The 13,271-nt window shown below is 43.3% G+C and carries 14 protein-coding genes; 1 reads left to right on the forward strand and 13 read right to left on the reverse strand.

Features of this window, described 5'->3' with window-relative positions; translation table 11 throughout:
• Nucleotides 1-180: 180 nt before the first annotated feature.
• The gene (locus DIC78_RS00825) at nt 181-447 is read left to right on the forward strand and encodes a hypothetical protein (RefSeq protein ID WP_059292755.1); all 267 of its coding nucleotides are present in this window, start codon (nt 181-183) and stop codon (nt 445-447) included.
• 35 nt (nt 448-482) lie between these two features.
• Here the strand turns inward: DIC78_RS00825 and DIC78_RS00830 are convergent, their stop codons facing one another.
• The 13 genes from DIC78_RS00830 to ymdB all read right to left on the reverse strand — a co-directional run bounded on the left by DIC78_RS00830 (nt 483) and on the right by ymdB (nt 13,231).
• Nucleotides 483-746, reverse strand: a complete 264-nt coding sequence (locus tag DIC78_RS00830) for a hypothetical protein (protein WP_106020751.1) — start codon at nt 744-746, stop codon at nt 483-485.
• Nucleotides 652-1,332, reverse strand: a complete 681-nt coding sequence (locus DIC78_RS21715; RefSeq protein WP_223203915.1) for a hypothetical protein — start codon at nt 1,330-1,332, stop codon at nt 652-654. Before DIC78_RS21715 ends, DIC78_RS00830 begins: the two co-directional genes overlap by 95 nt.
• Before the next feature lie 42 nt (nt 1,333-1,374).
• Nucleotides 1,375-1,572, reverse strand: a complete 198-nt coding sequence (locus tag DIC78_RS00840; protein WP_106020749.1) for an XtrA/YqaO family protein — start codon at nt 1,570-1,572, stop codon at nt 1,375-1,377.
• A gap of 40 nt (nt 1,573-1,612) precedes the next feature.
• Entirely contained in the window at nt 1,613-1,759 is a 147-nt protein-coding gene (locus DIC78_RS21510; RefSeq protein WP_164848132.1) for a hypothetical protein, read from the reverse strand.
• A gap of 185 nt (nt 1,760-1,944) precedes the next feature.
• Nucleotides 1,945-3,828, reverse strand: coding sequence for a DNA mismatch repair endonuclease MutL (gene mutL / locus DIC78_RS00845; protein ID WP_127695198.1), 1,884 nt, complete (start codon nt 3,826-3,828; stop codon nt 1,945-1,947).
• A 15-nt stretch (nt 3,829-3,843) separates the two neighbouring features.
• Nucleotides 3,844-6,441 carry a DNA mismatch repair protein MutS gene (gene mutS / locus DIC78_RS00850; protein WP_127695200.1) on the reverse strand — a complete coding sequence of 866 codons (2,598 nt, stop codon included), beginning with the start codon at nt 6,439-6,441 and terminating at the stop codon, nt 3,844-3,846.
• 131 nt (nt 6,442-6,572) lie between these two features.
• Complete coding sequence (gene cotE / locus DIC78_RS00855; protein WP_024121461.1) at nt 6,573-7,118, reverse strand: outer spore coat protein CotE; 546 nt, start codon at nt 7,116-7,118, stop codon at nt 6,573-6,575.
• Between the two features lie 255 nt (nt 7,119-7,373).
• Nucleotides 7,374-7,805 (reverse strand): regulatory iron-sulfur-containing complex subunit RicA, encoded by a 432-nt coding sequence (gene ricA, locus DIC78_RS00860; protein ID WP_024121460.1) that lies wholly within the window; start codon nt 7,803-7,805, stop codon nt 7,374-7,376.
• Nucleotide 7,806: 1 nt separating this feature from the next.
• Nucleotides 7,807-9,336 carry a tRNA (N6-isopentenyl adenosine(37)-C2)-methylthiotransferase MiaB gene (gene miaB, locus DIC78_RS00865; RefSeq protein WP_024121459.1) on the reverse strand — a complete coding sequence of 510 codons (1,530 nt, stop codon included), beginning with the start codon at nt 9,334-9,336 and terminating at the stop codon, nt 7,807-7,809.
• 143 nt (nt 9,337-9,479) lie between these two features.
• The gene (locus DIC78_RS00870; RefSeq protein WP_024121458.1) at nt 9,480-10,658 is read right to left on the reverse strand and encodes a glycine C-acetyltransferase; all 1,179 of its coding nucleotides are present in this window, start codon (nt 10,656-10,658) and stop codon (nt 9,480-9,482) included.
• 13 nt (nt 10,659-10,671) lie between these two features.
• Nucleotides 10,672-11,715, reverse strand: a complete 1,044-nt coding sequence (tdh, locus tag DIC78_RS00875) for an L-threonine 3-dehydrogenase (RefSeq protein ID WP_103671424.1) — start codon at nt 11,713-11,715, stop codon at nt 10,672-10,674.
• A 261-nt stretch (nt 11,716-11,976) separates the two neighbouring features.
• Nucleotides 11,977-12,237 (reverse strand): stage V sporulation protein SpoVS, encoded by a 261-nt coding sequence (spoVS, locus tag DIC78_RS00880; RefSeq protein WP_003154135.1) that lies wholly within the window; start codon nt 12,235-12,237, stop codon nt 11,977-11,979.
• Nucleotides 12,238-12,436: 199 nt separating this feature from the next.
• A complete protein-coding gene (gene ymdB / locus DIC78_RS00885) occupies nt 12,437-13,231 on the reverse strand; it encodes a 2',3'-cyclic-nucleotide 2'-phosphodiesterase (protein ID WP_003245138.1) in 795 nt (264 codons plus the stop codon).
• Nucleotides 13,232-13,271: the final 40 nt, after the last annotated feature.

Below are 13,271 nucleotides of genomic sequence, written 5' to 3' on the forward strand. Positions count from 1 at the left end.
GTAATCCATCACACAAATTCCTCCTCAACGCCCAAGCTGCAGCCGCATTTCGGGCAGCTGGCATCTGGGCGGATTTATATATTTAAACTAAGTTCACAAATTACTAACAAAAATTCCCTTGGATATTTTTTCATTTCATGTAATAATACAGTTGTACTAAAAACAAAAGGAGTGTTTAAAATGAAATTGAAAAAAGTTTTAACTGGTTCTGCATTGTCCCTTGCTTTACTCGTTTCCGCTGCTCCTGCCTTTGCTGCAAGCCCTACTAATACTCATTCTGAAGAAAGTACAACAAAGGAAGTATCTGCATTAGGAACCCTAGTTGTTCGTGGATTACCTTCTGATCCAGAGCCAGGTCCAACAATCACTATAAACGGAACAACATATTATTTAGACAATGTTACTTTTTATCCTGATGGATCTTATACCGCCTACTATTCAAGTTAACTATGAGGAGGCTATGAGCCTCCTCTTCCCCTAGCCTAGTTACTCCCAATCACTCCCGGTAGAACGGCAATCGTAAGGAATAAAACCACTGCAATCACCCCAATCAGCCAGCCATTTGTCTTGTCTCTTTTTGCAATAATTGCGTCCTTACCAACCATTTTCAGATCGTCAGCCTGAGCAACGATCATAGGCACTTCCTCGACATTAACCTTTAAGTGTTCGGCCGCCTCGTAAATGGTCATCGCTTCGTCCTTCGTAGCTTTGACTGCCCGCTGAAGCTCTACTTGTAAAGGAATCATTCAGCAGCACCATCCTTTTTCCAGTCAGCAATGATCTTTTTAGACTCCTCAGATATTGAATACAGAACAGTATTTGTACAAAACGTTCTTTTGTTTCAAAGAAAGCACGGTCAAATCCAAATTGTGAGAAATGAACCGGTATGTCCTGACCCTCAGAATGCTTACCGATTTTAAAGGCCTCTTCTTTTGTATAAAGCCCCGCACGCTGTAGAATCGCTGTATATCCGCTACTGTTGATTCCCCAAAACAAATGAACACTGCCGCCGAAAGTCATATCTCTATGTCTAGTGGTTAAAATCAGATACTCTTTCATTTCGCATTTCTCGTGAGCTTGCTTTAATTCTCCTTTTAGCCGCTGAATCTCTTCCTGAGCCTGCCGGAATTGATGGACCATTATTTCCTGCTGGCGCTTGTTTTCCTCGATGATTGCCTGCTGCTTTTTCATGAAGCCGATCATAATTTCTTTGACATATCTCTTTTCGATGATGTAGCAAGGCCCTGCGTTTATATCACATGGCTGCAGCTCCTCCTCAGAAGCTAATTGCCACAATGACAAGTCACTTATAATTTCCTGCAATTTATCCATGTCCGTTCCTCCCATATTGCAGAGAGGACCGGCCCCTCTGCGTCACATTTTATATCCGATCTCAAAATCAATTCTGGAAAGATTGCCTTTTGACGTTTGCACGAAGGTTTTCCAGTGCTCTGGCATTTCCGTTAACTTGAATGATTTATTGTTTCCGTCAATCACAATGACGTAATTTTTGTCATTTTCAATTTGATTAAGTACCTGTTCCAGATTTTCTATATGTTTTGGACAGTTCACTATAAACGCCCCCGTATGGTATAATAAAAGTGTTGAGTTTCTATTTTCCATACGGGTGACGTCTAATGACTGTCATCACATCCAATCGTTCATCGGGAAAACTTGCAGCTTTGTCTGTGGTTCTTCTGTTGAAATGATTGGATGTTTTTTTATATACTCCAAACGCTCCTCTTTCGTCATAATCCATGTAATGACTTCCCTATGCTGACGTAAGTTTTTATTTTCTACAGTCAAGATGACTTCAAATGTTTAAATTCATATTACTGAAAAAACACAATAAAAAAAGCATTGAGTGATTCCGAAGAATATCTCAATGCTTGAAATGCATGGGCAAAATATGGAAAAGGGTGTATTCCCCTTCACCAAACCCTGCTACATCACGCGTTTGAACATCTTTTCCATCTCATATGTCGAGTGGTGAATGATGATCGGACGGCCGTGCGGGCATGTAAATGGGTCTGATGTGCTCCGGAGATCGTCCAGGAGCGCTTTGATCTCATCGTTTCTGAGGTGGCGGTTTGCTTTGATTGAACCTTTGCAACTCATCATAATCGCCGCTTCCTCGCGCAGTTTTTTGATATCAATGTTTTTCGAATCGAGCACCTGCTGAATGATTTCTTCTATCAGCTCGGCTTCTTCTCCTTTTGGAAACCAAGCCGGGTGGCAGCGAACGATGTAACTGTTCGAGCCGAAAGACTCTAAAAAGACACCTACGCTTTCGAGCTCTTGTAGATGCTGTTCGATAATGAGTGCCTCGTTCGTGGAATAATGGAACGTCAGCGGCACAATCATGTCCTGCACCTCAGGCTCAACCTCCCCAACCTTTTCACGAAAATATTCGTATTTAATACGCTCTTGGGCGGCATGCTGGTCGATAATATATAAGCCGTTTTCGTTTTGCGCCAATATATAGGTCCCATGCATCTGGCCGATCGGGTACATGATCGGCACACGTTCAGATGATGGCTGCTGAAGTTCCTGAGCGGGCTCCTGTTCGAATGCTTCAGGCAATTCCTCTGAAACAGCAGGCTCTGCAATATCTTGTTTTGTTTCAGCCACAGAATGAGTTTCAAGCTGCTCTGAAGGCAATTCGTCTTCTATCTCAACTGGTTCTTTGACAACTGAACTGAGCTTCATTGGTGAATACGAAGGCATAGGCGCTTTTTCCGGCACTTTTCTTTCAGCAGGTTTTTCATCAAAGGTCATGAACTGCTGCTCATTTTTGATCACAGGTGCTGACTTTTTCGGAAGCTGTGCGCTCGGTATCAGCTGCTGCTGTTTAAATACATCTTTTATGCCGTCACGAATTAAGTCGTGCAGCTCTGTTTCCTTGCTGAGCCGTACCTCAAGCTTCGAAGGGTGCACGTTGACATCGACTAAAATCGGGTCCATGGTGATTTCTATAAATGTGATCGGATGGCGTCCGATTGGCAAAAGTGTGTGATATCCTTCGTGCACCGCCTTGACGAGCGGGAAATTTTTAATATAACGGCCATTGATGACAGACGACATGTAATTTCTCGATGCCCGTGTAATCTCTGGCAGAGCGATATATCCCTTCACTTCAAAATCCAGTGAGCTGACATGAAGAGGCAGCATTTTTTTAGCGACAGCCGTACCGTAAATCGCGGCAAGGACATGGCGCACATCTCCATTTCCATTCGTTTGGAGAAGATTTTTTCCATGATGGCGAAGGCGGATCGATACCTCCGGATGTGCCAGCGCAATCCGGTTGACCACATCCGTAATATTCCCAAGCTCTGTATGAACGGTTTTCATATATTTCAAGCGGGCCGGTGTATTAAAAAACAGATTGGAAACGACAATTTCGGTTCCCTTCCTGCTTGAGGAACGCGATTCAGAAATGATGTTTCCGCCTTGAAGCATGAGCTTCGTTCCCGCTCCTTCTCCCGTGCTTGTCGTAATCTCCAGATGGGAGACAGACGCAATACTCGGCAGTGCCTCTCCCCTAAAGCCAAGTGTTCTCACTCTGAATAAATCATTCTCATCTTTTATTTTACTTGTTGCGTGGCGGCGGAAGGCACGCTTGCAATCTTCATTTTCCATTCCTTCTCCATTATCCAGAACACGAATGGATGCAAGACCCGCTTCCTCAATGTCGATTTCAATGACTGTGCTGTCAGCGTCGATGGCATTTTCCACCAATTCCTTCACGACTGAGGCGGGCCGTTCCACAACCTCGCCCGCCGCAATTTTATTTGAAAGTTCATCTGACAGCTGGATGACTTTTGCCACATTCATCACCCCGTTTTAATGTAATTTCTTTTGCAGCTTGTACATTTCATTCATCGCTTCCAGCGGTGTCATATCAAGTATATTCAGAGATTTAAAGATATCAAGCACTTGCTTTTCTTTTTTAGAAAGCTTTGGTGATGCCGCCGGTTTATCCGATTCGTCAAAGAAGGACAGCTGTGCCGGCTCTTCTTTTACCTCAGGTTTCTGCACTGGTACCTCAGGTTTCTGCACTGGCACTTCCGGTTTGTTCCCTGAATGCTCAAGTTCTTTTAGAATGTCTTGAGCACGCGAAATCAGATCTTCCGGCAACTCAGCCAGCTGGGCGACATGGATACCGTAGCTTTTGTCAGCTGCCCCTTCTTTAATTTGATGAAGAAAGACAACCGTTCCATTATATTCCTCAGCACGAACATGGACATTTTTCAGCTGCGGAAGCTTTTCTTCAAGAACCGTCAGCTCATGATAGTGCGTACTAAACAGCGTCTTGGCGCCAATATGGTCATGAACATATTCAATAATCGCTTGCGCAAGGGCCATGCCGTCATATGTGGACGTTCCCCGCCCGATTTCATCAAACAAAATGAGGCTGTTTTTGGTTGCATTTACAATCGCATTTTTGGCTTCAAGCATTTCCACCATAAATGTACTTTGTCCAGAAATCAAATCATCCGCCGCGCCGATTCGGGTGAAAATTTGATCGAAAATCGGAAGCATAGCTTTTTTCGCGGGCACAAAGCAGCCAATTTGCGCCATAATGGAGATGAGCGCGATTTGTCTCATGTATGTGCTTTTCCCCGACATGTTCGGACCGGTAATGAGCAGCATCTGTCTGTTATCGCCCATCACACAGTTGTTAGGCACGTATTCCTGGCTGTCCATTACTTTTTCAACAACCGGGTGTCTGCCCTCTATGACCTCAACTTCATCTTTAGAAAACTCAGGTTTCGTGTAATGACGATTTTCACTGATTGTCGCAAAGCATTGCAGCGCATCGAGCTCACTCATCTGTTTGGCGAGCTGCTGCAAACGCGGAATATACAATTTCACTTTCTCACGCAGCTCGGTGAACAGCTCGTATTCCAGCTCGCAGATGTTATTTTCCGCTTCCAAAATGAGCGCTTCTTTTTCTTTTAATTCAGGTGTAATGTAGCGTTCTGCATTTGTTAGCGTCTGTTTCCGCTCATAGCGCCCTTCTTCAAGAAGGTGCAAATTCGCCTTTGTCACTTCAATATAATAGCCAAATACTTTATTGAAGCCGACTTTTAATGACCGAATGCCTGTATATTCACGTTCCTGCTGTTCAAGGCGGGCAATCCAGTCTTTCCCGTTTCTGCTAGCATCGCGGTATTCATCGAGTTTTTGATTGTACCCGTCTTTGATCAGGTTCCCTTCTTTTACTGATATCGGAGGGTTTTCGTACAGGGCTCCTTCCAGTAATTCTAGAACATCACCGCACGGGTCAATCCGCTCCGCACGTTCCTTCGCTTTCTTATGAGCCAGTGAAGCAACAAGCTGTTTAATGCCGGGCACTTGCTTTAATGATTCTTTCAGCTGAATGAGATCCCGTGCATTGACATTTCCGAATGCGACACGGCCTGCGAGGCGTTCTAAATCATAGACTTCCTTTAAACGCTCACGCAGATCTTCCCGTTCAAAGAAATGGGACATTAATGTTTCCACCATTTCTTGACGCTCTTCAATTTGATTCACTCTGATAAGCGGACGGTCAATCCACTGTTTCAGCAGCCGCCCTCCCATCGCAGTTTTTGTTTCATCAAGCAGCCATAACAGGGAGCCTTTTTTATTTTTTGAACGGATCGTTTCAGTCAGCTCTAAATTCCGCTTCGAGTATAAGTCGATTTTCATGGCTTCTTCAAGCTCATACACTTGTACAGGCTGAAGGTGATCTAAGCTCCGTTTCTGAGTCCTTTTCAGATACGTATATAAACGGAGAAATGTTTTCGTTACGTCCGAATTCTGCAAATGCTCAATAATCTGAACGTGCTCATCCGTTTCACCATCTTCAATCGAAATGGTAGCGCCGCACCGCTCCTTCAGCTGAGCAACCGTCTTTTCATCAAGGCTTCCCGCTACGACAATTTCCCGCGCGCCGACTGAATAAATTTCTGATATGACGTCTTCCAGCCGTTCAATTAAAACAGCCAAATTTTCACCCGTTGTTAAATCGGACAGCGCCAGCCCGTATCCGTTTGAGCAGGCCGAAACTGATGCAATAAAGTTGTTTTCTGATTCATGGATGCCTTTTCCGTCCATTACAGTTCCAGGGGTAATCAGCTGAACGACTTCACGTTTGACGACGCCCTTTGCAGCCTTTGGATCCTCCGTTTGTTCGCATATGGCCACCTTGTATCCTTTTTTAATAAGCTGCTCGATATAAGCCGAAGCAGAATGATACGGAACACCGCACATCGGTATTTTTTCAGCGGCGCCTCCGTCTCTGCTTGTTAACGTAATTTCCAGCTCTTGTGACGCTTTTTTAGCGTCCTCAAAAAACATTTCGTAAAAATCACCGAGACGAAAAAATAAAAAGGCATCCTGATGCTCTGCCTTTATTTTTAAATATTGCTGTATCATAGGCGTATAAGTAGCCATTGTTTAATCCCTCACTATGTATCAACGTTTCTATTTGCCAGCCTTCATTATAACATAAACAGAAAGTGTTAAAAGAATGATATGTCTATATAAAAAAGAGACTTGGGGTACCAACTCCCCTAGTCTCTTTTTTATTCTTCAGGATCTCCAACTAAAAATTCAGGATTGATGTCCTCCAGCTCTTCATCAAGTTCGTCTTCCCAATCCTCTTCGTCATCCTCTTCCCAATCAGAATTCACTTCTACAACAACCTTTGTTTCCCCTACCACTTCCGCCAAAAATTCCCTCTCCGCTTGCACAACAATTTTATTGCCATTTGGAGATATGGTGACTTCAAGGCAGTTTGGCTGCTGAAGCACTTTTGCAATCACTTCATGCTCATCGTCTAAGTAATTGTTATCTCTGTATCTGAGTTTAATCACATCGACGTACTTCACTCGTTCTGTGACAACCTCTGTTTTTGTATTGTCTGCGTAAGAGTACCATACGTTTATATCATAATACCCTTCAATTTCTACGGTTTTTCCGATTTTTTCTGCGTCATACTTGTGATTGATAATCCAACCGCCCAAAATGCTGCTCGGTTTTTTCTCAGGGGAGATGGTATTGGTGCACTGTGTAAATTTTCTGCCTTTCGCTACTACCGCCTTCGTGATAATTTCCCTGTATTCAGACATTCCGGCATGCCTCCTTGTTCTTCTTCGTGTTATCTTATGCTGGGCATTCGTCTAGTGTGCATTTTTATAAATAAAATATAAAAATACAAAGTTTCTGTTCCATTGTATGCAGGGGTGCCTAGAAACTTTACTCATAAGTGCGATAAAGTTTATTTGGCTAAAGGCGGCAAAACATAATGAATATTTAGTACATAGTTCATTTAGTTCTGTTGATAGTTTAACATAAAAAAACACGGGCCTGAAAAGGCACCGTGTTTAAAGAGAACAGCTGTTATTTGAATGTTTCATCTTCGAACCGGTTTCTCCTTTTAGAAGGTCGCCTCCGGTTGATGTAATGATTTCATTTGTGACCTGGTTGGAAATGGTGGTCGCCACGAGCTGCAGAAGGTCATTCACCTCAACCTGAGAATCTCTGAATTCCTGGATGACAGGAATGTCTTCAAGCTCCTCTTGCAGCGCATCAATTTTTTCTTCTACTTGTTTGAGCGCTTCGAGTTTTTGGTAATGCTTCAGATTAACAGCTTGTTTTTGCAGGGCTTTAATCTGATTAATGATTACAGACACTTTTGCGTTCTCATTAATTTGCGCTTCAGCCCGTTTGAAAAAATCAACCTCTTCTGTTTCAGAGATCATTTTTGCAAGGTTTCGTGCTTGCTGCACAATGTCTTTTTTAGAGTAGAGCGTCATCTTATTTCACCTCGATTGCTTCTCCTGCCATTTCTCCGTCAAGCGACCACGTTTTCGCTTGCTGGATTTTCACGCGAACGATTTTGCCGATCGCTTCCTTTGGTCCTTTGAAATTCACAAGCTTGCTTTTTTCAGTGTAGCCGGCAAGAACCTCAGGGTTGTTTTTGCTTTCGCCCTCAACTAATACTTCGACAACCTTGCCTTCATATTCCTTCATTTTTTTAGCAGAAATTTCATTAACCAATGCGTTCAGACGCTGCAGGCGTTCTTTTTTCACTCTCATCGGAACGTTATCTTTCATTTTTGCTGCAGGTGTGCCTTCACGCGGAGAGTAAATAAACGTATAGGCGCTGTCAAACTCCACTTCACGGTATAATGACAGCGTTTCTTCAAACTGTTCGTCCGTTTCGTTAGGGAAGCCGACGATAATGTCAGTTGTTAAAGAAGCGTTTGGCATAGCCGCTTTGATTTTTCTGACTAGCTCCATGTAACGCTCTCTGTCATATTTGCGTGCCATCAGTTTCAAGACCTCTGAGCTTCCTGATTGGACCGGCAGATGAATATGATCGAGCAGATTGCCGCCTTTTGCAAGCACTTCAATGAGGTGATCATCAAAGTCACGCGGATGACTCGTTGTGAAACGGATTCTCGGGATATCGATTTTGCGCAGCTCATCCATCAAATCACCAAGGCCGTAGTTCATATCTTCAAAGTCTTTTCCGTACGCGTTTACGTTTTGGCCTAAAAGTGTAATTTCCTTATAGCCTTCGCTTGCAAGTCTTCTTACTTCCTGAATGATCTCTTCCGGACGGCGGCTTCTTTCTTTTCCGCGTGTATACGGGACGATGCAATACGTACAGAACTTGTCACAGCCGTACATGATGTTGACCCAACCCTTAATTTTTCCGTTGCGGACTTTCGGAAGGTTTTCAATGACATCGCCTTCCTTGGACCAAACTTCTATGACCATTTCTTTTGAAAGGTATGCTTCAGACAAAAGCTCCGGCAGACGATGGATATTATGCGTACCGAAAATCATATCGACAAACGGATGTTTTTTCAAAATCCTGTTAACGACTGATTCCTCTTGTGACATACAGCCGCAAACGCCTAAGATAAGATCCGGGTTATTTTTTTTGAGTGCTTTTAAGTGTCCAAGCTCACCGAATACCTTGTTTTCCGCATTTTCACGGATCGCACATGTATTTAACAGAATGACATTGGCATCGTCAACAGAGTTTGTCGCTTCATAGCCAAGAGCCATAAAGATCCCTGCCATTACTTCTGTATCATGTTCGTTCATTTGGCAGCCGTACGTCCGGATATAGAATTTTCTTCCTTCACCCATGCCTTTGAATTCTTCAGAAATTTTAAAGTCATTATGATAAGTAACGGCTTCTTTGCCGCGTTTTTTCGCATCTTTTAAAGAAGGCGGAATGTAGACAGCTTCAAAGTACTTGCTGTAATCCTTCTCGGATTTTTTGTCCGATGGATTAACTTGTCCGCTCTCTAATTTTTGCTTTTCATTCATATGATATTTCTCCTTTCAAACCAAACTTCCACCCTCCAGTATAAAGGTTATTGAAGCTCTGCACAACTGGCAACCTATCATTGTACACTCATTGAGAATAATAATCAATAAGGAATGAAAGGGAGAAGAGTGTTCCCTTCTCCTTACAATAGCTGAAGCTCCTTTGCTGTCTTTTCAATGGCATCAAGCGCCTGATCCAGTTCTTCTTTGGTGTGCTCAGCTGTAATAATTGTGCGTATTCTGGCTTTTCCTTTTGCAACAGTCGGGAAAACGATGCTTTGGGCAAAAACACCTTGTGACAGAAGCTGATCAGAAAATTGCTTCGCTGCCCCCTCATCACCTATTAAAATAGGCAAAATCGGCGTCTCGCTCTGTGTGAGAGTAAAACCCATTTGGACAAGCATTGATTTAAAATAATGTGTATTCTCCCACAGACGCTCCATATGCTCCGGCTCTTCCAGCAAGACATCAATTGCTTCCATACAAGCTGCAGTTACAGCCGGAGGATGTGACGTGCTAAATAAAAATGGACGGCCTTTATGACGCAAATAGTCGATTAACACCTTTGAACCGGCAGCGTATCCCCCTAAAACTCCGATTGCCTTGCTTAACGTTCCGACTTGAATATGAACCCTTCCGTCAAGACCGAAATGATTTACCGTCCCTCTGCCGTCTTCGCCAAGCACTCCGGATGCGTGGGCGTCATCAACCATCACAAAAGCGTCATATTTCTCAGCGAGCTCCACAATGTCAGGCAGAGGAGCAATATTTCCATCCATTGAAAATACGCCGTCAGTGACAATCAAGCGCATGCGGTAATTCATTGATTTTCTCAGCACCTTCTCTAAATCACTCATATCTACATGCTGATAAACCTTTTTATCCGCCTTAGTCAATCTGATTCCATCAATGATAGAGGCATGGTTCAATTCATCAGAAATGACAATATCGTCTTTTGAAAGAATGCTGGAAAGTACACCTTGGTTTGTTGTAAAGCCTGATTGGAAGACTAGTGCCGCCTCTGTTTTTTTAAAGGCTGCCAGTTTTTTCTCCAATTCTTGGTGCATTGTAAACGTTCCGGCGATTGTCCGGACTGAACCGGTTCCGGCTCCAAATTGCTGAGCAGCTTCCTGTGCAGCTTTGATGAGTCTTGGATGTGAAGTAAATCCGAGGTAATTATTAGAAGAAAGCTGAATAACTTTTTTATGATTCACTGTAACAGAAGGGCCCTGCATTGATTCTACCTGTTTAACGTCTTGCCATGTGTGGTTTTCTTTCATTCTTTCAAGCTCTGCTTTTAGAAACTCAAATTCTTTTGTCATGTTGATCCCCCTTTTATGGAATTAAAATAACCTTTCCGCACTGTCCGCTTCTCATCAGTTCAAACCCTTTCTCAAACTCTTCTAATGGAAACTGATGGGTAACAATAGGTGAAAGATCCAGTGTGTTTGTTCTAAGCAATTGTGAAACCTGCCGCCATGTCGTAAACATCTTTCTCCCTGTGATCCCTTGGATGGTAAGGCCTTTAAACACGACTTTATTCGTCAAGTCGATGGTAACCGGATGTTCCGGCAGGCTGAGAATATGAAATCTCCCGCCATTTGCAGCCATTGCTAGGCCTTGCGCGATAGCTGAAGGGTGACCCGACATCTCACAAACGAGATCAGCTCCTTCCCCGCCCGTTAAAGCGCTTACAATTTTGAGCGGATCTTCTTTTTCGACGGAGACCGTGCTTGTGGCTCCCATTTGTTTGGCGAGAGCTAATCTGTACTCATTTTTGTCAATGGCGACCACCTGCGCTGCACCTGCTGCTTTTGCGACCGCTACCGCCATAAGTCCGATCGGCCCGCATCCGATAATAGCAGTCGTTCCTCCGGCGTTCTGACTCTCAAGAACTGTATGAACGGCATTTCCTAAAGGCTCTTGAATGGAAGCAATCGCCGGGTCCATATCCGCGGGATTCTTCCAAACGTTTTCGGCCGGCACTTTGACATACTCCGCAAAACAGCCTGCCGTGTCCACTCCGATAATGGCCGTATTTTTACATACATGAGGCTTTCCTGTTAAACAAGGGACGCATGTGCCGCATACAATGTGTGTTTCCGCAGAAACATACTCCCCAATTTTTACACTGCTGACATTCTCGCCTACAGCCTCAACAATACCACTGAACTCATGGCCGAAGACACAAGGAGTTTTTATTCTCTGCCGTGCCCATTGGTCCCAATTGTAAATATGCACATCCGTGCCGCAAATGGAAGCTGCCTTAACTTTTATAAGAACTTCATGCTTATCGATTTCAGGAATGGGAACTTCAGCCAGCACAGCGCCGAAAGCACCGTGTTTTTTCATTACAGCTTTCATCTTTCCACTCTGCATGTACAATCCTCCTTTAAAAGTCTTGTTATAACCGGATTGTACCATGATCTGGAATCATCGTAAACAGCTGTGTCCTCCTAGAAAAGACAAAAGTATCCGTCTTGAAAAATGGGCTAAATTTTTTTATAAAAAGCCAGAATCGTTTTTACACATGACATATGGTTCATTTATATTATAAAAATACTATTGAGAGAAAATATCACAATAAATGAAAAACAACCTGCTTGCATATGCAAACAGGTTGTGAATACTTTAATTTTCTTAGCGAGGCTCCACGATTAATTTAATCGCTGTTCTTTCTTCACCATCGATCTGAATATCAGTAAAAGCCGGAATACAAATCAAATCAACCCCGCTTGGCGCCACAAATCCTCTGGCGATTGCCACAGCTTTTACAGCTTGGTTCAAAGCACCCGCTCCAATTGCTTGAATCTCGGCGGCTCCGCGCTCTCTTAACACACCTGCAAGCGCACCTGCCACTGAATTTGGACTCGATTTTGCTGAAACTTTTAAGATTTCCATTTCTGCTCCCCCTTAGTTTTACAATGGATAAGTGAGTGTTCATTAGAACAATCATTATTAGATGTTGCTATCCAAAAAGCCATCCCCACAATGCTTTTCAAAAATAGCGGGCTACCTTCCATTTTTACTATATTCACTAAGGAGTTGCTATATTCCTGCTTTTCTTTTTAATATTTTTATAAAATAACCATGTGATCAATTATTCAAAGAACATGTGATCATCATTGATTAAAATACGTTCGATTTTAACGGCTTTTTTCGTTTGATCGTCTATATCGATGACGACTCCGCTCAGGGTTGTTTTTCCTTCAGCGACAGTAAAGCGCACAGGAAGGTTTGTTTTGAAACGTTTGATAATCGTTTCTCTGTCCATCCCCAGTATACCGTCATATGGGCCGGTCATTCCTACATCAGTAATATATGCCGTGCCCTTCGGCAAAATGCGGTTATCCGCTGTTTGCACGTGAGTGTGAGTTCCTACTACAGCAGATGCCCGTCCATCCGTGTACCAGCCGAGTGCAAGCTTTTCACTTGTCGCTTCCGCATGGAAGTCGATAAAAATGTACGGTGTTCTTTTAGCAGCTTCGGCAATTAATTCATCCGCTTTTAAAAACGGATCATCGAGCGGCGGTAAAAACGTACGGCCTTGTAAGTTGATAACAGCTAGTTCTTTACCGTTTGCTTTCACATATGTGATCCCTTTTCCCGGTGTTCCTTCCGGAAAGTTTGCGGGACGGACTAAGTTCGGAACATCGTCGATAAAATCAAAAATTTCCTTTTTGTCCCATGTATGGTTTCCCATCGTGATCGCATCTGCGCCAGACTGTATTAAACTGTGATAGATTTTTTCTGTTAAGCCTTTTCCATGTGCGGCATTTTCGCCATTTATAATGGTAAAATGAGGCTTGTATTTTGTTTTCAGCTTTGGCACATACTCTTTTACCATGTCGCGGCCCGGTGACCCGACAACATCTCCGATAAATAAAATTCTCATTTTGTAAATCCTTTCTATTCCTCAGCCGTCAAAAAAATAA

The sequence above is a fragment of the Bacillus halotolerans genome (assembly GCF_004006435.1).
GTDB lineage: Bacteria > Bacillota > Bacilli > Bacillales > Bacillaceae > Bacillus > Bacillus halotolerans.

Excerpts from the sequence above, each read along its gene's own strand:
- DIC78_RS21715 (WP_223203915.1), bottom strand. The coding sequence starts at position 1,332 with ATGGATAAATTGCAGGAAATTATAAGTGACTTGTCATTGTGGCAATTA.
- cotE (WP_024121461.1), bottom strand. The coding sequence starts at position 7,118 with ATGTCTGAATACAGGGAAATTATCACGAAGGCGGTAGTAGCGAAAGGC.
- DIC78_RS00830 (WP_106020751.1), bottom strand. The coding sequence starts at position 746 with ATGATTCCTTTACAAGTAGAGCTTCAGCGGGCAGTCAAAGCTACGAAG.
- ricA (WP_024121460.1), bottom strand. The coding sequence starts at position 7,805 with ATGACGCTCTACTCTAAAAAAGACATTGTGCAGCAAGCACGAAACCTT.
- miaB (WP_024121459.1), bottom strand. The coding sequence starts at position 9,336 with ATGAATGAAAAGCAAAAATTAGAGAGCGGACAAGTTAATCCATCGGAC.
- DIC78_RS00825 (WP_059292755.1), top strand. The coding sequence starts at position 181 with ATGAAATTGAAAAAAGTTTTAACTGGTTCTGCATTGTCCCTTGCTTTA.
- ymdB (WP_003245138.1), bottom strand. The coding sequence starts at position 13,231 with ATGAGAATTTTATTTATCGGAGATGTTGTCGGGTCACCGGGCCGCGAC.
- spoVS (WP_003154135.1), bottom strand. The coding sequence starts at position 12,237 with ATGGAAATCTTAAAAGTTTCAGCAAAATCGAGTCCAAATTCAGTGGCA.
- DIC78_RS21510 (WP_164848132.1), bottom strand. The coding sequence starts at position 1,759 with ATGGATTATGACGAAAGAGGAGCGTTTGGAGTATATAAAAAAACATCC.
- mutS (WP_127695200.1), bottom strand. The coding sequence starts at position 6,441 with ATGGCTACTTATACGCCTATGATACAGCAATATTTAAAAATAAAGGCA.
- DIC78_RS00870 (WP_024121458.1), bottom strand. The coding sequence starts at position 10,658 with ATGACAAAAGAATTTGAGTTTCTAAAAGCAGAGCTTGAAAGAATGAAA.
- tdh (WP_103671424.1), bottom strand. The coding sequence starts at position 11,715 with ATGCAGAGTGGAAAGATGAAAGCTGTAATGAAAAAACACGGTGCTTTC.